The 18221-nt window shown below is 73.4% G+C and carries 17 protein-coding genes and 1 pseudogene; 8 read left to right on the top strand and 10 right to left on the bottom strand.

Annotated features, from left to right (window positions below; translation table 11 throughout):
- Positions 1-92: 92 nt before the first annotated feature.
- Positions 93-506 (bottom strand): organic hydroperoxide resistance protein, encoded by a 414-nt coding sequence (locus ACGWYJ_RS07885; RefSeq protein ID WP_395105014.1) that lies wholly within the window; start codon positions 504-506, stop codon positions 93-95.
- 135 nt (positions 507-641) lie between these two features.
- On the opposite strand from ACGWYJ_RS07885, the gene ACGWYJ_RS07880 reads away from it, so the two are divergent.
- Entirely contained in the window at positions 642-1565 is a 924-nt protein-coding gene (locus ACGWYJ_RS07880) for an ATP-binding protein (RefSeq protein WP_395105002.1), read from the top strand.
- 10 nt (positions 1566-1575) lie between these two features.
- Here ACGWYJ_RS07880 and ACGWYJ_RS07875 read toward each other — a convergent pair whose 3' ends face one another.
- Positions 1576-2646 (bottom strand): mechanosensitive ion channel family protein, encoded by a 1071-nt coding sequence (locus ACGWYJ_RS07875; protein WP_395105001.1) that lies wholly within the window; start codon positions 2644-2646, stop codon positions 1576-1578.
- A gap of 238 nt (positions 2647-2884) precedes the next feature.
- On the opposite strand from ACGWYJ_RS07875, the gene ACGWYJ_RS07870 reads away from it, so the two are divergent.
- Positions 2885-4546: a CocE/NonD family hydrolase gene (locus ACGWYJ_RS07870; protein WP_395105000.1), complete on the top strand. Its 1662-nt coding sequence runs from the start codon at positions 2885-2887 to the stop codon at positions 4544-4546.
- Here the strand turns inward: ACGWYJ_RS07870 and ACGWYJ_RS07865 are convergent.
- Together ACGWYJ_RS07865 and ACGWYJ_RS07860 are read right to left on the bottom strand one after the other, a co-directional pair.
- On the bottom strand, positions 4543-5007 hold the full coding sequence (locus ACGWYJ_RS07865; protein ID WP_395104999.1) for a peroxiredoxin: 465 nt from the start codon (positions 5005-5007) through the stop codon (positions 4543-4545). The two genes, ACGWYJ_RS07870 and ACGWYJ_RS07865, sit on opposite strands and share 4 nt — an antisense overlap.
- A gap of 40 nt (positions 5008-5047) precedes the next feature.
- On the bottom strand, positions 5048-5722 hold the full coding sequence (locus tag ACGWYJ_RS07860; protein WP_395104998.1) for a histone deacetylase: 675 nt from the start codon (positions 5720-5722) through the stop codon (positions 5048-5050).
- 188 nt (positions 5723-5910) lie between these two features.
- Here ACGWYJ_RS07860 and ACGWYJ_RS07855 point away from each other — a divergent pair, with 188 nt between their 5' ends.
- Together ACGWYJ_RS07855 and ACGWYJ_RS07850 are read left to right on the top strand one after the other, a co-directional pair.
- Entirely contained in the window at positions 5911-7179 is a 1269-nt protein-coding gene (locus tag ACGWYJ_RS07855) for a glycosyltransferase (protein WP_395104997.1), read from the top strand.
- 130 nt (positions 7180-7309) lie between these two features.
- Positions 7310-10273, top strand: a complete 2964-nt coding sequence (locus ACGWYJ_RS07850) for a BREX system ATP-binding domain-containing protein (RefSeq protein ID WP_395104996.1) — start codon at positions 7310-7312, stop codon at positions 10271-10273.
- Here the strand turns inward: ACGWYJ_RS07850 and ACGWYJ_RS07845 are convergent.
- From ACGWYJ_RS07845 to ACGWYJ_RS07825, 5 genes are all read right to left on the bottom strand, one after another.
- Positions 10245-11312, bottom strand: coding sequence for a dihydrodipicolinate reductase (locus ACGWYJ_RS07845; RefSeq protein WP_395104995.1), 1068 nt, complete (start codon positions 11310-11312; stop codon positions 10245-10247). The genes ACGWYJ_RS07850 and ACGWYJ_RS07845 overlap by 29 nt on opposite strands.
- 66 nt (positions 11313-11378) lie before the next feature.
- Positions 11379-12179 (bottom strand): SDR family oxidoreductase, encoded by an 801-nt coding sequence (locus ACGWYJ_RS07840; protein WP_395104994.1) that lies wholly within the window; start codon positions 12177-12179, stop codon positions 11379-11381.
- A gap of 91 nt (positions 12180-12270) precedes the next feature.
- Positions 12271-13224 (bottom strand): ornithine cyclodeaminase family protein, encoded by a 954-nt coding sequence (locus ACGWYJ_RS07835; protein WP_395104993.1) that lies wholly within the window; start codon positions 13222-13224, stop codon positions 12271-12273.
- A gap of 58 nt (positions 13225-13282) precedes the next feature.
- Entirely contained in the window at positions 13283-14446 is a 1164-nt protein-coding gene (chrA, locus tag ACGWYJ_RS07830; RefSeq protein ID WP_395104992.1) for a chromate efflux transporter, read from the bottom strand.
- A gap of 115 nt (positions 14447-14561) precedes the next feature.
- The gene (locus ACGWYJ_RS07825) at positions 14562-15302 is read right to left on the bottom strand and encodes a thioesterase II family protein (protein WP_395104991.1); all 741 of its coding nucleotides are present in this window, start codon (positions 15300-15302) and stop codon (positions 14562-14564) included.
- Positions 15303-15383: 81 nt separating this feature from the next.
- Here ACGWYJ_RS07825 and ACGWYJ_RS07820 point away from each other — a divergent pair, with 81 nt between their 5' ends.
- The 4 genes and pseudogenes from ACGWYJ_RS07820 to ACGWYJ_RS07805 all read left to right on the top strand — a co-directional run bounded on the left by ACGWYJ_RS07820 (position 15384) and on the right by ACGWYJ_RS07805 (position 17802).
- On the top strand, positions 15384-15617 hold the full coding sequence (locus ACGWYJ_RS07820) for a hypothetical protein (RefSeq protein ID WP_395104990.1): 234 nt from the start codon (positions 15384-15386) through the stop codon (positions 15615-15617).
- Positions 15618-15662: 45 nt separating this feature from the next.
- On the top strand, positions 15663-16775 hold the full coding sequence (locus ACGWYJ_RS07815) for an acyl-CoA dehydrogenase family protein (RefSeq protein WP_395104989.1): 1113 nt from the start codon (positions 15663-15665) through the stop codon (positions 16773-16775).
- A 21-nt stretch (positions 16776-16796) separates the two neighbouring features.
- Positions 16797-17357 (top strand): annotated as a pseudogene (locus tag ACGWYJ_RS07810) (ADP-ribosylglycohydrolase family protein); the annotation flags it as partial.
- Positions 17332-17802 (top strand): ADP-ribosylglycohydrolase family protein, encoded by a 471-nt coding sequence (locus ACGWYJ_RS07805; RefSeq protein ID WP_395104988.1) that lies wholly within the window; start codon positions 17332-17334, stop codon positions 17800-17802. The pseudogene ACGWYJ_RS07810 and the gene ACGWYJ_RS07805, both read left to right, overlap by 26 nt.
- Here the strand turns inward: ACGWYJ_RS07805 and ACGWYJ_RS07800 are convergent.
- Positions 17799-18218, bottom strand: coding sequence for a TIGR03668 family PPOX class F420-dependent oxidoreductase (locus tag ACGWYJ_RS07800; protein WP_395104987.1), 420 nt, complete (start codon positions 18216-18218; stop codon positions 17799-17801). The genes ACGWYJ_RS07805 and ACGWYJ_RS07800 overlap by 4 nt on opposite strands.
- Positions 18219-18221: the final 3 nt, after the last annotated feature.

The following is an 18221-nucleotide window of genomic DNA, read 5'->3' as shown; positions in this document are numbered from 1 at the left end:
TCGGAACCTGCCTTCGGACGCGATCGCAACGCTCGGCCGACCGTTCGTGGCTGAGCAGGGTGGCTGAGTTGTGGGGGGCGGCCCGCGCTCAGCTACTCAAGGACTAGTTCGACGGGGATGTTGCCTCGGGTGGCGTTGGAGTACGGGCACACCTTGTGGGCCTGTTCGACCAGGTCGCGTCCGAGGTCGCCGAACAGGGCGTCGGGCAGTTCGATGCGCAGCACGACGCTGAGGCCGAAGCCGGATTCCAGGTCGCCGCCGATGCCGACCTCGGCGGTGACCGACACGTCCTTGACGTCGTGCTTGCCCGCGCGTGCCACGGCGCCCAGGGCGCTGGCGAAACAGGCCGCGTAGCCGGCGGCGAACAACTGCTCGGGGTTGGTGCCCTCGCCGGTGCCGCCCATCTCGCGCGGCACCGCCAGGTTCACGTCGATCCGGCCGTCGGAGCTGACCGCCCGCCCGTCCCTGCCGTTGGCCGTCGCGACCGCCGTGTAGTGCGTCGACATCTCCTGCCGCCCTTCTGGCTCGCTCATCGGACGTCAAGTAGCGTACAACTTAGTTGCGCACAACTCAATAGCGGGGTCGCATCTCACCCTGGCGAGGCGATTTGACCGCCCTACAAGGGGCAGACACCGACATAAGTGGACAAGCCGCGCTACGGAGACGATGTGGAGATCAGTATTGATCTTCGATTCCCACGGGACGCCGCCAGCGTGCCGGCGATCCGCCGGCTCCTGGACGCGTCACTGGACGTGCTCGGCGTCGAGGAGCGCACGCGCGGCGACATCCGGCTGATGCTCACCGAGGCATGCGGGAACGTGGTCCAGCACGCCGGCTCGTCCGGCTCCTACACGGTGCGCGTGCTGATCCTGGACGAGCGCTGCGTGATCAAGGTGATCGACCATGGCCGGGGGTTCGACCCGGCCACGATCACCGTCACCCGCGCCGCCGCCACCGAGATCGTCTCCGAGCACGAGCCCGAGCACGGCCGCGGCATCCTGATCATGGAGAGCCTGGCGGACGTGGTACGGCTCAGCTCGCTGCCCGACCACGGCGCCCTGGTCGCCCTGGAGAAGCGGCTGAGCTTCGGCGGCGACACGCTGGGGCGGCGGCTGGCCGACGCCGCCTCGGCGGACGTTCCGCGAGACGGCGTGACACCGCTGACCAGCGACGCCGACGTGGAGCTCAAGCAGTTCGCGGCCACGCTCTTCGAGATGGCCAGGCGGGGGCGGACCGAGCAGCTCGTCACCTACGTCGGCGCGGGCGTCCCGGTCAACCTCAACAACGAGATGGGCGACACGCTGCTCATGCTGGCCGCCGTCCACGGGCACGCGGGCACCGTGCGGGCGCTCGCGGCGCGCGGCGCCGACCCCGGGCGCGAGAACGACGACGGCCGGTGCCCCCTCACCGGCGCCGTCTTCGCGAACGAGCCCGAGGTCGTCCGGGCCCTGCTGGACGCGGGGGCGGACCCGAGGTGCGGGCATCCCTCGCCCTACGAGACGGCCCGGATGCTCGGCCACGCCGAGTACGTGTCCTGGTTCGAGGAGGCCGCGCCGTCCGCCTGAGGGCGCGGGGTCAGCCTTCGAGCTTGGTCAGGTCGGGCGCGCGCCCGTTGTGGCGGGCCGACGGCGGCAGCATCCGCAGGTGGGGGTAGGGGATCTCGATGTTCTCCATTTGGAAGCGCCGGTGCAGGCGCTTGAGGAACTCGTGCTTGATGCGGAACTGCTCACCGAACTCGGTGATCCGCAGGATCACGGTGAACTCGATGCCCGAGTCGGCGAAGGTGTGGAAGCGCACCAGGGTCTCGGCGTCCCGCACCGCCCCCTCGACCTCGCTCATGATCTCGGTGCCGGTCTCGATCAGCACCTTCTCCACGTGCTCCAGGTCGCTGTCGTAGGCGACGCGCCCCTGGATGAGCAGCGACATGTCCTGCGCGGGACGGTGGTAGTTGGTCAGGATCGTGTCGGAGAACCGCTGGTTGGGGATCACCTCGACGTTGCCGGACAGCGTCGTGATCGAGGTGTTGCGCCAGTTGATGTCGACGACGTACCCCTCCTGGCCGCTGCTCAGCTTGATGTAGTCGCCGGGCTCGATGGTCTTGGACGCCAGCACGTGCACGCCCGCGAACAGGTTGGCCAGGGTGTCCTGCAAGGCCAGCGCGACCGCCAGGCCGCCGACGCCCAGGGCGCCCAGCAGCGGCGTGATCGCCACGCCGAGGCTCTGCAGCATGATGAGGATGCCGATGCCCAGCACCACCACCCGGGTGATGTTGGCGAAGATGGTGACGCTGGCCGCCATCCCCTGCTTGGCCGAGGCCACCTGGCTGACGATGCCCGCGAACAGCCGGGCGCAGGCCAGGGAGATGACGATGACCGTGAGCGCGGTCAGCACCCGCCCGGTGATCTCCAGCGGCCGCGGCTTGAGGGACAGCACGTTGGCGGCCACCCAGACGCCGCCGACCAGCGCGAGCGGCACCGCCACGTCGTAGACCAGCCGGGCGGCCAGGTCGTCCCAGGCGGCGCGGGTGTCACCGGCGCGCCGGTGCAGCCGGCCGACCAGCGTGCGCAGGACGAACGCGACCACCAGGGCCGCCACGATCACGATCGCGGCGGTGAGGACCCGGCCCCAGTCCAGCGACTCAGGCATCCGTGAATCTCTCCTTCCGGAACTTTCCGGAGATGACGTGCATGTGAGGTACTCGGCTTATGTCAGCTCTGCTGATCTCATCCCGATCTCGCCCGATCGTAGTGAACGAGCACCGAGCGGGGACCGCTATCGCCCGGACGTCACCGCCCGGCACCCGGGCATGGCCGCGCCGCGAGTGTGACCCGTCCCTCGCGGGCCGGTCCGCGGACCCGCGGCTCCGCCGATTACGATCGATCGAATGGTGGGTCTGAGTCTCCTGCGCCGGCTGGGGACCACGGCGCTCGGGCTTCCCAACGGTCCCCACCGCGTGTCGGTCGAACGCGACCTGAAGGTCCCGGCCGCCGACGGCGTCACGCTGCTGGCGGACCGATACGCCCCCGTGGACGTGGACCGCCCGCCGACCGTGCTGGTCCGCTCCCCCTACGGAAGGCGCGGCCCGTTCGGGCTGATGTGCGGGCAGACCTTCGCCTCGCACGGCTTCCAGGCGGTGGTGCAGAGCGTGCGCGGCGGCTTCGGCTCCGGCGGCGTCTTCGAGGCCCTGGACGAGCGCGAGGACGGCCTGGCCACCATCGCCTGGCTCAAGGAGCAGCCGTGGTTCGGCGGCACCTTCGCGATGCACGGCCCGAGCTACCTGGGCTACGTGCAGTGGGCGGTGGCCGCCGAGGCGGGCCCCGAGCTCAGGGCGCTGTCCATGCAGGTCACCGCCTCGCAGTTCCGGGACGCCATCAACGTGGGCGGTACGTTCGCGCTGGAGTCCACGCTGATCTGGGTGGACCTCACCGCCCGGATGAAGCACCCGCTGTCGGGCCTGACCACCGGGATCATGTCCCCGCGCCGCGCCCGCCGCGCCGCGCTGTCCGGCCGCCCGCCGGCCGAGCTGGACGTGCTGGCGACCGGCGAGCAGCAGCGGTTCTTCCAGGACCTGCTGGTCAACGGCCCCGACACCCCGTTCTGGGACAAGCGCGACTTCAGCCCGACGGTGTCGAAGGTCACCGCGCCGGTGAACATGACCGGCGGCTGGTACGACATCTTCCTGCCCTGGCAGCTCAAGGACTACGCGGCGCTGCGCGCCGCCGGTCGGAGGCCCTACCTCACCATCGGCCCCTGGACGCACGCCGACCAGCGGATGATGCGCGGGTCGATCGGCGAGTCGCTGGCCTGGTTCCGCGCCCACCTCCTGGACGACCCCGGCGGCCTGCGCGACCAGCCCGTCCGGCTGTACGTGACGGGCGCGCCGGGCGCGGCGGGCGGAGAGTGGCGGGAGTTCCCCGAGTGGCCGGTGCCCGGCATGCGGGAGCGCCGCTGGCACCTGCGGCCGGGCGGCGGGCTCGGCCACGACCGCGCCCCCGAGTCCGAGCCCGACGCCTACCGGTACGACCCGGAGCACCCCACGCCGTTCCTGGGCGGGCCGACGCTGATGGGCGACAACAAGCCGGTGACCGACCAGCGGCGGCTGGAGCGGCGCCGCGACGTGCTGACGTACACCTCCGACGAGCTGACCGAGGACCTGGAGATCATCGGGCCGGTCGCCGCCGAGCTGTTCATCCGCTCCGATCGCGAGCACACCGACTTCGTCGTCCGCCTGTGCGACGTGACACCGGACGGCGAGTCGCTCAACCTGTGCGAGGGCATGCGGCGCCTCGTCCCGGGAACGCCCGAGGCCGACCGGGACGGCGTGCGGAAGGTCGCGCTGGAGCTGTGGCCCGCCGGGCACCGGTTCAAGGCGGGGCACCGCATCCGCGTGCAGGTGTGCAGCGGCGCCTACCCGCGGGTGGCCCGCAACCCCGGGACGGGCGAGCCGATCGGCACCGCGTCCCGGATGCTGCCCGCCGCCCAGGAGATCTTCCACGACCCCCGGCGCCCCTCGGCGATCATCCTGCCGGAGATGCCGCCCGCCTAGCCCTTCTCGGTCGCGCGGGCGCGCAGCGCCTCCAGCGCGCGGTCCGCGTGGACGTTCATGCGGATCTCGCTCTTCACCACGGCCAGCACCCGGCGGTCGGTGTCGATGACGAACGTCTGCCGCTTGGTCGGCACAAGCGCCACGCCGCGCTTCACCCCGAAGCGCTCCCGCACCGTTCCCTCCGGGTCCGACAGCAGCGGGAAGCCCAGCCGGTGCGTGTCGGCGAACTCCTTCTGCTTGCCGACCTCGTCCCCGCTGATCCCGACCGGCCGCGCGCCCACCTCGGCCAGCTCACCGGCCAGGTCGCGGAAGTGGCACGCCTCGGCGGTGCAGCCCTTGGTCATCGCGGCCGGGTAGAAGAACAGGACCACCGGCCCCTCTTCCAGGAGCCCGCTCAGCGTGCGCGGGGTTCCCGTCTCGTCCGGCAGTTCGAAGTCGTCCACCACATCGCCCACGTTCATGAGCCGAATCTAAGGGACCGCCCGTCCCCGCGACAGGGGCTCATCCCCGCAAAAGAGCCTCGATCCGCGATGCCGACCACGCCTCGCGTGCCCCGGGACAGGTGCTGAGGTACCCGGCGGCGCGTCCCGCGGTCCAGCCGTGCGCCTCGCGCAGGCCGTTGCCGACCATGGTCAGGTACGGGGCGGAGGGCGCGTTGAGGCCGGCGCCGTCCGAGCCGTCCGGGGAGGTGAACGTGAGCATCGGGTGCCCGCCGTGCTCCCCCACCTTGATCAGCGTCTCGTACCGGCCGGGGCCGATCACCTGGCGTCCGGTGGCCAGGACCCGCGACAGGTCGAGGTCCTCCCCCACCTCCCTGCGCATCTCCTGGGACACCACGTCGCAAAACTGCGCCCGGCTGAGCAGGTACGCGCGGGCGGCGGCGCGCCCTGGCAGGGCCGGATCGTAGAAGGCCATGCCTCCGCCCCACGTCAGCGACTCCAGGGCGAAGTAGATGCCGCCCGGCAGGGTGACCGATCGCACATCCCTGGCGGGACGGGTGTCGCGGCACCCGGTGTAGACGCGCCGCCCGCCCCGCGGCCGGCCACCCGACAGGTAGCAGGCGAATCGCTCGCCGCAGAGGTTCGACCCGTACGCGACGTACCAGACCGCCTGGTCGGCGGCGTTTACCCGGTCGGGCGCCTCACCGCAACCCTGGCGGACATATCGCCCCTCCAAGCTCACCTCCATCGCCGCTTATGGCGGGTCAGTCTAAGTATCAGCGCGGTCAGGTTTCCCCCAGTCGGGCGCCTACTTCCGAAGACGGGTGTTTCAGCGGCGCTCCGCCGGAAACACAAAAGATCGAGCAGGTGTCTACGACGCAGATACCTCCAGGTTTCTCCTTTGCTGAACCCGGAGGTTCTGGTATGGCCCGTCGTTCCCTGCACATCGCTCTGGTATCCGCCTCCAACGTCGAGGGCGAGCACGTCCAGGCGATCCACACCCGAGAGCTCGCCAGGGCTCTCGCCGGGCCCAGGCCCGGCGAGGCCGAAGGCCACCAGGTCACGCTGTACGTGCGCCGCCACGACGACGCGGCGCGCGGGCGCAGCAGGCTGGGGCCCGGCGCGGTCCTGCACCAGCTCGACGCGGGCCCTGCCCGTCCCCTGCCGGAGGCGGAGCTGCTGCGGCATGTGCGCGACTTCGCCGAAGAGCTGCGCGCACGCTGGTCGGGCGCCGGACGCCCCGACATCGTGCACGCCCACGGCTGGATCGGCGGGCTCGCCGCCTGCGCGGTCGCGCGGGAACTGGACATCCCGTTCGTGCAGAGCCCGCACGGCCTCGGCGCCGCCGAGCAGCGCGCCGGCCGCCGCGCGCACCCCGCCCGCCTCCGGCTGGAGAAGGCCATCGGGCGCGAGGCCGCCGCCGTCATCAGCGCCTGCGACGATGAGGTCGGGACGCTGGTCCGGATGGGCGTGCCCCGCCGGAACATCACCGTCGTGCCCTACGGCGTGGACGGCGAGCAGTTCTCGCAGGTCGGCCCGGCGATGCCGCGCGGCGACCGGCACCGTCTCGTCACCATCAGCAAGGACCTGGAGGACGGTGGGGTGGCCACCGCGATCCGCGCGCTCGCCCACGTGCCCCATGCCGAGCTGGCCGTGGCCGGCGGCCCGCCACGCGAGGAGCTGGAGAACGACGGCACCGTCCACCGGCTGCGGCTGCTGGCCAAGGAGCTGCACGTCGCCGACCGCGTGATCTTCCTGGGCCGGATGCCGCGCAAGTCGCTGCCGCGGCTGCTGCGCACCGCCAAGCTCGCGCTGTGCCTGTCCCCGCACCAGCCCTCCCCCATGGTCCCGCTGGAGGCCATGGCCTGCGGCGTCCCCGTGGTCGCGTCCCGGACCGGCGGGAACGTCGAGAGCGTCCTGGACGGGATCACCGGGCTGCACGTGCCCGCCGGCCGTCCGGTCGTGATCGGCCGCACGATCCGGAAGCTGCTCACGGAGGAGACCACCCTGCACGGGTACGCGATCGCCGCCGCCGACCGCGCCCACTCCCGCTACGCCTGGGAACGGATCGCCGCCGAGACCCTCCGCGCGTACGCCAAGGTCCTGCCCCCCGAGCCCGAGCCGGAGCCGGAGCCGGCGCCCGAAGCGGCATCCGCGCCCGAGGAAACGCAGGAGGCCGCCCTCGCGCACTGACCATCAGTGACGCCGTGGCGGACCCGTCCACGTCACGGAAGGGCCCCCGGTTCCCGCCCGGCACGGGACCGGGGGCCCGCGCATGCGCGGCCGTCCGGCGCAGCCCATCGCGGGTGCCATACTCGGCGGTGTGGGGGATGGCGAGCGTTCCGGAATGCTGATCGGCCGCCGGTCCGAGCTGAGCGCGCTCACCGGAGCGCTCGACAGGGCCGCCGCCGGATCGGCCTCCGTCGTGCTGGTCGGCGGCGACGCGGGCGCCGGCAAGTCCCACCTGGTGGGGGCGCTCACCCGGACCGCCCGGGAGCGGGGATGCGCCGTCCTGATCGGGCAGTGCGCCGAGCTCGGCGAGTCCATGCCGTACCTGCCGCTGGCCGACGCGCTGTGGGCCGGGGCCGCCTCGGGCGACCCCGCGCTGCGCTCGGCCCTGGAGAGCCGGCCGGTGCTCCGCCGCCTCCTCCCCGACGGCGACGGGGCCGGTGGCGACCTCACCGGCGAACTCGTCCAGCAGCGGCTCTTCGGCGCGGTGCTCGGGCTGCTCGGCGAGCTGGGACGGGACCAGCCGGTCGTCCTCGTCCTGGAGGACCTGCACTGGGCCGACCGCTCCACCCGCCACCTGCTGACCTTCCTCAGCAGGGTCCTCCAGCGCGAGCGCGTCTGCCTCATCGGCACCTACCGCTCCGACGACCTGCACCGGCGGCACCCCCTCCGGCCCATCATCGCCGAGCTGCTGCGGCTCCCCGACGTGCGCGCCATCGAGGTCGCGCCGTTCGGGCTGAGCGAGACCGCCGAGTTCCTCACCGCGCTGTCCGCCGCGTCCCGCGACGTCCCGCCCACCGCCGAGGAGATCGGGCGGGTCCACCGCCGCTCCGAGGGGAACCCGTTCTACGCCGCCGAGCTCTACACCGCGTCCCGTTCGGGCGAGGACCTGCCGTCCGGGCTCGCCGACCTGCTCCTCGCCCGCGTCGAACGGCTCTCCGAGCCGGCGTCCCTCGTCGTGCGGGCCGCGTCGGTGGCCGGCGACCGCGTCCGCGACGCGCTGCTCCGCCAGGTCTCCGGGCTGGACGAGGCCACCGCCGACGAGGCCCTCCGGGAGGTCGTCTCGCACCGGCTGCTCGTCCCCGACGGCACCGAGGGCTACCGGTTCAGGCACGCGCTGCTCCGCGAGGCCGTCTACGCCGACCTGCTCCCCGGTGAGCGGACCCGGCTGCACGCCACCTACGCCTCGCTGCTGTCCGCCGCCGCGGGGCGCACCAGGGCCGCCGCCGCGCTCGCCCACCACTCCTTCGCCGCCCACGACATCCCCACCGCGTTCGCCGCGTCCGTCGAGGCGGGCCGCGAAGCCGAGCGGATGGGCGCCCCGCACGAGGCCCACGAGCACTACGACCGCGCCCTCTCCCTCTGGGACGCCGTCCCCGACCCCGAGAAGGCCACCGGGACCACCCGGCTACGGCTCCAGCTCGACGCCGTCCGCGCGTCCGGCCGCTCCGGCGACGCCCGCCGCGCCGTCACCCGCCTCCGCCGCCTCCTCGCGGAAGCCGACCCCGCCGACGCCCGCCTGGGCGCCCTGCTGCGGGGCGGCCTGGCCCACTACCTGAGCGACCTGGACCATCTCGAAGAGGCCAAGGCGGTCAGCCGGGAGGCCATCGCCATGCTCCCCGCCGGCCCGCCCACCTACGAGCGCGCGAACGCCCTCGCCACGTACGCGCGCATCCTCCTGGCCGTCGGGGAGGACGAGGGCGTCTCGCTGCCCGCCGTCGCCGAGGAGGCCATCGCCATCGCCCGCGCCGCGGGCGCCACCGAGCCCGAGGCCAGCGCGCTCGTCTCGCTCGGCGTCCACCGCGAGTCCCGCGAGGCCGACCCCGAGGTCGGCGCGCTGTTCGCCCGTGCCGGCGATCTGGCCATCAGCGGGGGCGACTATCAGGTGGGGCTGCGCGCCGCCTTCCACCGCGCCCGCATGCTCTTCGACCACGGCGACCTCCAGGGCGCCGCCGCCTCCGCCGCCGAGAGCGTCCGGTTCACCCTCGCCCACGGCCTCGGCTGGAGCATGTTCGGCGCCACCCTGCGCTGCCTGGAGTTCCTCATCCATTACGCCCTCGGCGACTGGGACAAGGCCGGCCGGCTGTCCGCCGACTTCCCGGTGCAGGTCGTCCGTCCCACCGAGGCGCAGATCTCCGCGTACGCCCTGTTCGTCGAGGTCGCCCGCGGCGAGGACGTCACCGAACGGCGGCGCTGGCTCGAATCCGTCTGGGACGAGGACGCCCTCGTCGCCTACATCGCCCGCGGGCTCCTCGCCGAACGGGCCCTCTGGCACGGCGACACCGAGACCGCGCTCGGCCACACCACCGCCGTCCTGGACGAGCTGCCGCCCTTCGAGACCCAGGCCATCCGGATCATCGCCACGGCGCTGTGGGCCCATGCCGACCGCGCCGTCCAGGCCCGCGCCGCGGGCGACACCGCCACCGCCGAGGCCGCCGTCCGGGCCGCCGGTCCGCTGCTGGAACGGGCCCGCACCGACGCCTCCACGATGGCCGGCGGACGGCCGCGGGCATGGCTCGGCCTCGAAGGACACGCCTGGCTCGCGCGCGCCGAGGCCGAGCACGCACGGGTGCTGGGCAAGAACGACCCCTCGCTGTGGCGGGCGGCGCTCGACGCGTTCTCCTACGGGTTCACCTACGAGGTGGCCCGGTCCCGGTGGCGGCTGGCCGAGGCCCTGGCGGAGCAGGGTGATCGCGAGGCCGCGCAGAAGGAGTGGCGCACCGCCCTGGAGGAGGCGACGTCGCTGGGGGCGGCGCCGCTGGTCTCGGCCCTGACCGACCTCGGGACGCGGGCCCGGCTGGAGTCCCGCGACCAGGCTCCCGCCGGCGCGGGTCTCACCACGCGGGAACGGGAGGTGCTGAGGCTCGTCGCCGAGGGCCGCAACAACAGGGAGATCGCCGCCGCCCTGTTCATCTCCCCCAAGACGGCGAGCGTCCACGTCTCCAACATCCTCACCAAGCTGAACGTGGCGAGCCGGACCGCCGCGGCGGCCAAGGCGCGCACCGAGGGCCTGCTCGCGGATCAGGGGCCTAGCGCAGGAGGCCGCGGCCGGGGATGAGGGGCAGGTCCATGGCCGTGAGGAGGCCGGGCGGGGCCTGGACGACGGCGGGGATCGCGTTGACGAGGCGCATCGCGGTGGCCTTGAGGCCGGCGGTGTTGTGGTCGCCGTCCGACCCCAGCAGCCGCAGGTCGATCATGTAGTCGGGCTCGCCGCGGACCTCGACGCGGTAGCAGCCGACGCCGGCGGGCTGGGGCCAGCCGGGGGCGAGGTCGTCGCGGAGCCGGGTGACGTGTTCGAGGACGATGACGGGCTTGCCGCCGCGCAGGCCGCGGACCTCGAAGTGGAGGGCGGCGGCGGTGCCCTTCTCGATGGTGCCGGAGGTGACCTGGAAGGTCTCGGGCGCGGGGTGGCGCTGGTGCCATTCGCCGATCTCGTCCAGCTCGACGTCCAGGGCGGCGGCGAGCTGGCGGACCACGCTGCCCCAGGCCATGGTGAGCACGCCGGGCTGGAGGAGCAGGGGTGTCTCGTCCATGGGGCGGCCGAAGCCCATGATGTCGAACAGGACGGTGGGCTGGTCGTAGGTGGCGTAGTTGAGGATCTCCAGGCAGCGGACCTCGTCGATGCGCTCGCTGATGCCGGTGAGGGCGAGCGGCAGGACGTCGTTGGCGAAGCCGGGGTCGATGCCGTTGACGAAGAGGGAGGCGCCGCCCTCGGCCGCGGCCTCGTGAACCGGATCCGACATCTCCGGCGGGACGACGCCGTCCGGGAACTGGAGGAAGACGGGGCTGCTGGAGACGACGTTGGCGCCGGTGCGCAGGATGCGGCACAGGTCGTCGACCGCCTCCATGACGCGGACGTCGGCCATGGACGTGTAGACGACGCAGTCGGGACGCAGCGCGAGAAGGGCGTCGGCGTCGTCGGTGGCCGTCACGCCGAGGGAACGGCCCAGGCCCGCGAGGTCGCCGGCGTCCCGGCCCACCTTGGCGGGGTTGGAGACCCAGACCCCGGCGAGTTCGAGGTCGGGGTGGGCGTCGATGCCGATCAGCGCGTTGCGGCCCACGTTGCCGGTGCTCCACTGGACGACGCGGTAGGTCACGGGGGTCTCCCTTCTCTTCGTGGGGGCGACCCCACACCCCGGCGAAGGCCGGTGCTCATGCTCTCGTCACGCTCCGTCTGGCCGCAGGTCCGGCAGGCCGAGGTCGAGGGTGGGGGTCTCGGTGCCGCCGTCGACCTGGAGGACGCCGCCGGTGACGAACGCGGCGGCCGGTGAGGACAGGTAGAGGACGGCGGCGGCGACGTCCTCGGGGTCGCCGATGCGGCCGAGCGGCGTGTTGGCTTCCATCCGGGCGCGCAGGTCGTCGTCGGACAGGACGATGTCCAGGGCCGATGTGGCGACGGAGCCGACGGCGATGGCGTTGACGCGGATCCGCGGGGCGAGGTCGAGCGCGGCCAGGCGGGTGTAGTGGGCGAGCGCGGCCTTGGCCGTGCCGTAGGCGAGGAAGCCGCGCCCGGTGATGCGTCCCATCACCGACGAGATGTTGACGACCGCGCCGCCGTGCTCCAGGAGGCGCGGTACGGCGGCGCGGGTCAGCGCGTGCGCGGTGCTGACATTGAACTGGAACGCGTTCTCAAGGTGGCGGGGAGCGGTGTCCATGAAGGGGCGCGGCATGGCGCCGCCCATGTTGTTCACCACGATGTCGAGGTGGCCGAAGGCGTCCGCGGCGCGGTCGGCGAGCGCGGCGGCGGCCTCGGGGTCGCTCAGGTCGGACGCGACGACGAGCGCGCGCCGCCCGGCGGCCTCGATGTCGGCGGCGACCTTGCGCAACTGGTCCTCGGTACGGGAGGACACGACGACGTCGGCGCCGGCCTGCGCCAGCGCGACGGCGCTCGCGGCGCCGATGCCGCGGCCCGCGCCGGTCACCACCGCGACCCGCCCGTCCACGCGAAAGCGCTCCATGATCATGGCCGCCCCACCTCCGGCGGCCAGCGTAACCGCAACTAGAACCTGTTTCAATGCGGGGCGGGGCGGCCTGGGGCGGCCGGGCGAGCGGCACTCAGCCGAGGAAGTCGAACTCGGCGCCGATGCCCGCGTCCAGCGCGGCGCGGTACGCGGTCCAGGACAGCGCCAGGTCCTGCCAGGGCAGGCCGACCGGCGCGTACACCGTGATCTCGCTGTCCTTCACCCGGCCGGGGACATCGCCGCGCAGCAGGTCGCGCAGGGTCCCGGACGCGTCGCCGACGCCGAGCCCCGCGGTCGCGAGCGCGCCCATCTCGACCGCGAGGGGGATGTCGTCCACGACGACGCGGGCGCCGCGCAGCAGGTCGGCCGACAGCTCGGTCTTGCCGTGCTCGTCGGCGCCCAGCGACGTGACCTGGGTGCCGGGGGCGATGTCGGCGACGCCCAGCAACGGCCGCCGCGACCAGGTCGCCACCACCACGATCTCCGCGCCCTTGACGGCGGTGCGGGGATCGGGCGCCACCGAGGACGGCACGCCGAGCCGCTCGCCGTGCCGCCGCGCGAAGTCCGCCGCCCGCCGGTCGTCCAGGTCCGTCACGGTCAGCGAGCGCGGGGCGCGCAGCACCGACAGCCCGCGCAGCACCAGCTCCGATTGCGCGCCCGCGCCGATCACGGTGACCGCCTCCGCGTCCCTGCGGGCCAGCGCGTGCGTGCCCAGAGCGGCGGCAAGGCCCGTGCGCCAGGCGGTGACGGTGGCCGAGTCCAGGACCGCCAGCAGCTCACCGCCGTCCAGGTCGTGCAGGCACACCACGCCGCGCAGCGCGGGACGCATGCCGGGGAACTTGGCGTTCACCTTGACGGTGTACGCGGGGACGCCCTCGACCATGCCGGGCAGCAGGGCCGTGGCGCTGCCGGTGCCGGGGAGCCTGGTGACCATCCGCCGCGCCGTGACCTCCGCGGGTTCGGCGGTGAAGCCGCGCCGCAGCGCGTCCATGCAGTCGTCCGGATCCAGCAGGCTCTCGAGGTCGGAGCGTTTCAGGAGCAAGGTCACCAAAGTATTCTCGTGGTGTTCCGCGGCCCTCGTCGAGCGAAACTCTCAGGGAGCCGGGTCAAACCGTCAGACCCGCCAGCGCGGCGATGACGCCCAGACCCCCCGCTCCGAGCAGGGTGGAGACCACGCCCCTGCGGAAGGCGAGCAGGGCCAGGGCCGCGGCGCCGAGCACGGCGAACTGCCAGGGGTGTGCGAGCGCCCGCGCCAGGGGGATCGCCGACCCGGCGATGGCGCCGATCACCGCCGGGCCCGCACCGTCGAAGAAGCCCTGGACGGCCCGGCTGGAGCGGAGCCGCCCGAAGTGCGGCGCGGCGGCCAGCACCACCACGAAGGACGGGACGAACGCGACCAGCGTCGCCAGCAGCGCGCCCCCGAGGCCACCGGCCGCGTAGCCGACGACCGCGACGGTCTGCACGACCGGGCCCGGGGTGATCTGGCCCAGCGCCACCGCGGTGGTGAACTCGCCCGTGGTCATCCAGCCCTGGCCGATCGCCTCGGACTGCATCAGCGGAACGATCACGAAGCCGCCGCCGTACGAGAGCGCCCCCACCTTGAACGCGAGCCAGGAGAGCGCGACCAGTCCGCCGCCCAGGCTGAGGCCGCCCAGGGCGAGCGGCAGGCCGGGGGGCAGGCCGAGCGGCAGAGCGGCGCGGCGCGGCGCGAGCGGGACCCGGCGGACCGCCATCTCCACGAAGCCGCACGCCACCAGCACGAGGACCAGGTACGGGCCGATCGCCACCGTGGCGGCGCCCCCTGCCAGCAGGTAGGCGTACCAGCGGGCGCGGTGTGCCCGGCCCCGCGCGCGTGCCCGGCTGGACGGGACGAGGTCGAGCGCGGCCCGCACCGCGACGGCGGCCACGGCCGCGCCCGCACCGGCCGCCGCGCCGCGTATCCAGGCCGGTGCCTCGCCGGACAGGAACAGGACCGCGAGCAGCAGGATCAGCACCAGGCCGGGGACGATGAAGCACGTCCCGCCGACCACCGCCCCGGGCAGGCCGCGCAGCCGCCACGCGCACAGGATCGCCAACTGGGTGGAGGCGGGGCCGGGAAGCAGGTTGGTCGCGGCGATGCCGTCCTCGAACTCGTCGGGGTCCATCCATTCCCGGTCGCGCACGCACAGCCGGCGCAGCAGCGTGATGTGGGCGGGCGGCCCGCCGAAACCCACGCACCCGATGCGGCCCCATTCACGGGCGATGGTGCCCAGACCGACGCGCTCGCTCACGGGCCCCATCCTGCCGGATGACCACATGGCTCCCGGCGACCGCTCTGGTCGCCGTCCCGGTCGCCCAGGCCGCCGCCGGCTCCCCGGCCGGGTCGGCGGTACCGCGCGCGGGAGGTCAGGGGCCGGCGGGCATCCGCAGGATCCGCAGCACCTCGGCGGTCACCTCGGTCCGCCGCGGGACGAGATAGAAGTGATCGCCCGGCCACGAGCGCACCTGGAACGGCTCGCCGTCGGTCACCTCGCGCCACCGCTCCGCCAGATCCCGGTCGACATGGGGGTCGGCGTCGCCGAGCAGGACGGTCACCGGCGTCCTCAGCCGCGGCCCGGGACGGTGCCGGTAGGCTTCGATGAGCGCGAAGTCGTTGCGCACGTACGGCAGGACCAGCTCGCGCATCTCCTCGTCCTGGAGGATCGCGGCGTCGGTCCCGCCCAGCTCGGCCAGCTTCTCCACCAGCCCGTCGTCGTCGCGTTCGGCGATGCGCTCGTCATCGCGGTCGTGCGGTGGCCTGGCGCCCGACGCGAACAGGTGGACGGGCGGCGTGCCGCGCTCCTCCAGCAGCCGCGCCACCTCGTACGCCAGCACGGCGCCCATGCTGTGCCCGAAGAACGCGGCGGAACGGTCCAGCAGCGGCTCCATCGCCGCGGCGACCTGCCGGGCGAGCTCGTGGGCGTCGGTGATGAACGGATCGCTCATCCGGTCGGCGCGCCCCGGGTACTGGACGGTTCGCAGCTCGACGGCCGGTCCGAGCGCGTCCGCCCACGTCCGGTAGAAGACGGCGGACCCGCCCGCGTGCGGGAAGCAGAACAGCCGTAGCGGCGCCAGCGGGCGCTCCTGTGCACACCGGAACCAGTTCACCCGCGCGAGGCTACTGGCCTCCTGCCCCGGCCCGGTACCCGCGCCTGCCATGATCCCCGCCATAGCGGGCATCGTCCGGGGATGAAGGAGAAGCGCGACGACGTCCAGGAGCTCAGCGACTTCGACCTCGTGGTGTACGAGACGGTCGCGGAGATCGACAAGGCGGGCGGCGCGGCCGACATCGGCACCCTGACCAGGCTGATCGGGCGTCCCGAAGAGGACATCCGGGCCGCGCTCGGCCATCTGGTGTCGGCCAACCATCTGCGCCCGGCCGACGGAGGGTTCGTCCTGGGGCCGCACGACTGGGCGCCGTGACCCTATTATCTAACAAGCATCTGCTTGGTAGAAGGGACGCGCCGGATGGACCTCGTGGTGTCGGAGGAGCAGGAGGAGCTGCGGGCCGCCCTGCGGCGGTTCTTCGCCGACAAGTCGCCATCGGCCGAGGTGCGGCGCCTCATGGAGACCTCAGAAGGCTACGACCCGGCGGTCTGGGAGCAGATGGCCGGGCAGCTCGGCCTGCAAGGGCTCGCGATCCCCGAGGAGTACGGCGGCGCGGGCTTCGGCATGCGCGAGGTGGCCGTGGTGATGGAGGAGATGGGGCGGAGCCTGGTGTGCGCGCCCTACCTCTCCAGCGCGGTCATGGCGGCGGGCGCGCTGCTGGGGTGCCGGGACGAGGAGGCCAAGCGCGAGTTCCTGCCCGGCATCGCGGACGGGAGCACGCTGGCCACGCTCGCCTGGATGGACGGGGACTCCTGGGACCCCGGCTCCATCGAGATGCGGGCCAGGCGCGACGGCGATGGCTGGCTCCTGGACGGGGCCAAGACGTACGTGCTCGACGGGCACATCGCGGGGCTCGTCCTGGTCGCCGCGTGGGCGGAGGGGGAACTGGGACTGTTCGCCGTGGACGGGGACGCCCAGGGCTTGAGCAGAACCGCCTATACGACCCTCGACCAGACCCGGCGGCTGGCCCGCCTCGAACTCACCGGCGTACGGGCCCGCCTGATCGAACCCGACGCGCGTCCCGTCCTGGAGAGGGCGGTGGACCTCGCGGTGGTCGCACTGGCCGCCGAGCAACTGGGCGGAGCCCAGCGGACCCTGGACATGACCGTCGGCTACCTCAAGGTGCGGCACCAGTTCGGGCGTCCCATCGGAAGCTTCCAGGCGCTCAAGCACCGGTGCGCGGACATGTTCGTGATGGTGGAGTCGGCGCGGTCGGCGGTCTTGCAGGCGGCGGCGGTGGCCGGCGACCGGCCGGACGAGCTGCCCGCCGCCGCGGCCCTGGTCAAGGCGTACTGCTCGGACGCCTGCTTCCATGTGGCGGCCGAGACCATCCAGCTCCACGGCGGGATCGGGTTCACCTGGGAGCACGACGCCCACCTGTACTTCAAGCGCGCCAAGGCGTCCCAGGAACTGTTCGGCCCGCCCGCGCGCCACCGCGAACGGCTGGCCCGCCTCGTCGGCATCGCCCCCTGATCCTCGCCTAGGATTTCGCGAATGCGGACATCCCCGGCCAGCGGCAGCATGTTCGGCCTCGCGTACGGCGACGCGCTGGGCGCCCCCACCGAGTTCCTGACCATGGAGCAGATCCGGCGCCGGTACGGCGAGGACGGCCCGCGCGAGCCCGCCGGGAACCCGGCCCTGGTCACCGACGACACTCAGATGGGGATCGCGGTCGCGCTCGCCCTGCTGGACGCCTTGGAGACCCCGCCGTTCACCCCCGAGCTGGTCACGCCGATGTGGCGCCGCCGGTTCATCGACTGGCTGGTCAGCCCCGACAACAACCGGGCGCCCGGCAACACCTGCCTGACGGCCTGCCACGGTCTGCGGAACGGACGGCCCTGGCTTGAGGCCACCCAGCGCGACTCCAAGGGGTGCGGCGCCAACATGCGCGTCACACCGGTGGGCCTGGCGCCCGGCCTCACCGACGAGCAGCGCGCGGGGGCGGCGCAGCTCCAGGCCGCGATGACGCACGGGCACCCGACCGGGCTGGCGGCCAGCGAGCTGACCGCGTTCACCGTGTGGTGGCTGCGTGAGGGGATGTCCCCCGCCGACCTGCCCGCGGCCCTGCGCGAACGCGCCAACGCCCAGCGCACCACGTATCACGGCCGCTGGCTCGGCGACCTGTGGTCGGCGGCCCGGGGTCACCAGCCCGGAGGAGTTCATCGCCCGTGGCTGGGACGAATGCCTCGGCGTCCTCGACCGGCTGGACCTCGCGCTGGCACGTCCCGACAGGACGGCCGACCCGTGCGAGGCCACGGGCGCGGGCTGGGTCGCGGAGGAGGCGTTCGGCACCGCGCTGCTGTGCTTCCTGCTGTTCCCGGACGATCCCGTCGCGGCGATAGGGCGCGGCGCGGCCAGCTCGGGCGACTCCGACTCGATCGCCTGCCTGGCGGGCGCCTTCGCCGGGGCGCACCTGGGCATGGACGCCTGGCCCGCGGAATGGGCGGACCGGATCGAGTACGCGGACGTCCTCGCCAGGATCGGGGCCGCCTGGGACTAGGTGGCGGTCCAGCCCGTCCAGTCGTCGATGAGGATGGCGATGACCGGTCCCTCGGGCGGGCGCTCACGGTACTGCCGGTAGCGGTCGGCCAGCAGGGCGATGGGCCCGGCCATGTCGCGCTCGTCCTCGACGATGCGGGCGTGGCCGTCCACGCGGACCCACCACAGCCGGTCCCAGTCGTCCTCGTAGTGGTCGGCCAGCAGGCTCACCCGCGGGTTGGCGCGGATGTTGGCCAGGCGCTTGAGGTCCCGGGTCGACTTCGGCTTGTGGTCGATCGCGGTGTAGACGGTGCCCCTGCTCGCGGCGAAGGTGATCGTGACCAGGTGCGGTCGGCCGCGCTCGTCGGCCGTCGCCAGCCGGACGACCGGGACGGTCATCAGCCGGCGGAGCGCGTCATCGGGTGCGAGCCGGGGCACGGC

It is taken from the genome of Actinomadura sp. SCN-SB (assembly GCF_043906805.1).
In the GTDB taxonomy this organism is placed as follows: Bacteria; Actinomycetota; Actinomycetes; order Streptosporangiales; family Streptosporangiaceae; genus Spirillospora.
This window is presented reverse-complemented; position numbering and strand designations above follow the sequence as displayed.

Coding starts and splice junctions, on each gene's coding strand:
- ACGWYJ_RS07885 (WP_395105014.1), bottom strand. CDS start 506: ATGTCGACGCACTACACGGCGGTCGCGACGGCCAACGGCAGGGACGGG.
- ACGWYJ_RS07875 (WP_395105001.1), bottom strand. CDS start 2,646: ATGCCTGAGTCGCTGGACTGGGGCCGGGTCCTCACCGCCGCGATCGTG.
- ACGWYJ_RS07870 (WP_395105000.1), top strand. CDS start 2,885: ATGGTGGGTCTGAGTCTCCTGCGCCGGCTGGGGACCACGGCGCTCGGG.
- ACGWYJ_RS07865 (WP_395104999.1), bottom strand. CDS start 5,007: ATGAACGTGGGCGATGTGGTGGACGACTTCGAACTGCCGGACGAGACG.
- ACGWYJ_RS07855 (WP_395104997.1), top strand. CDS start 5,911: ATGGCCCGTCGTTCCCTGCACATCGCTCTGGTATCCGCCTCCAACGTC.
- ACGWYJ_RS07840 (WP_395104994.1), bottom strand. CDS start 12,179: ATGATCATGGAGCGCTTTCGCGTGGACGGGCGGGTCGCGGTGGTGACC.
- ACGWYJ_RS07820 (WP_395104990.1), top strand. CDS start 15,384: ATGAAGGAGAAGCGCGACGACGTCCAGGAGCTCAGCGACTTCGACCTC.
- ACGWYJ_RS07815 (WP_395104989.1), top strand. CDS start 15,663: ATGGACCTCGTGGTGTCGGAGGAGCAGGAGGAGCTGCGGGCCGCCCTG.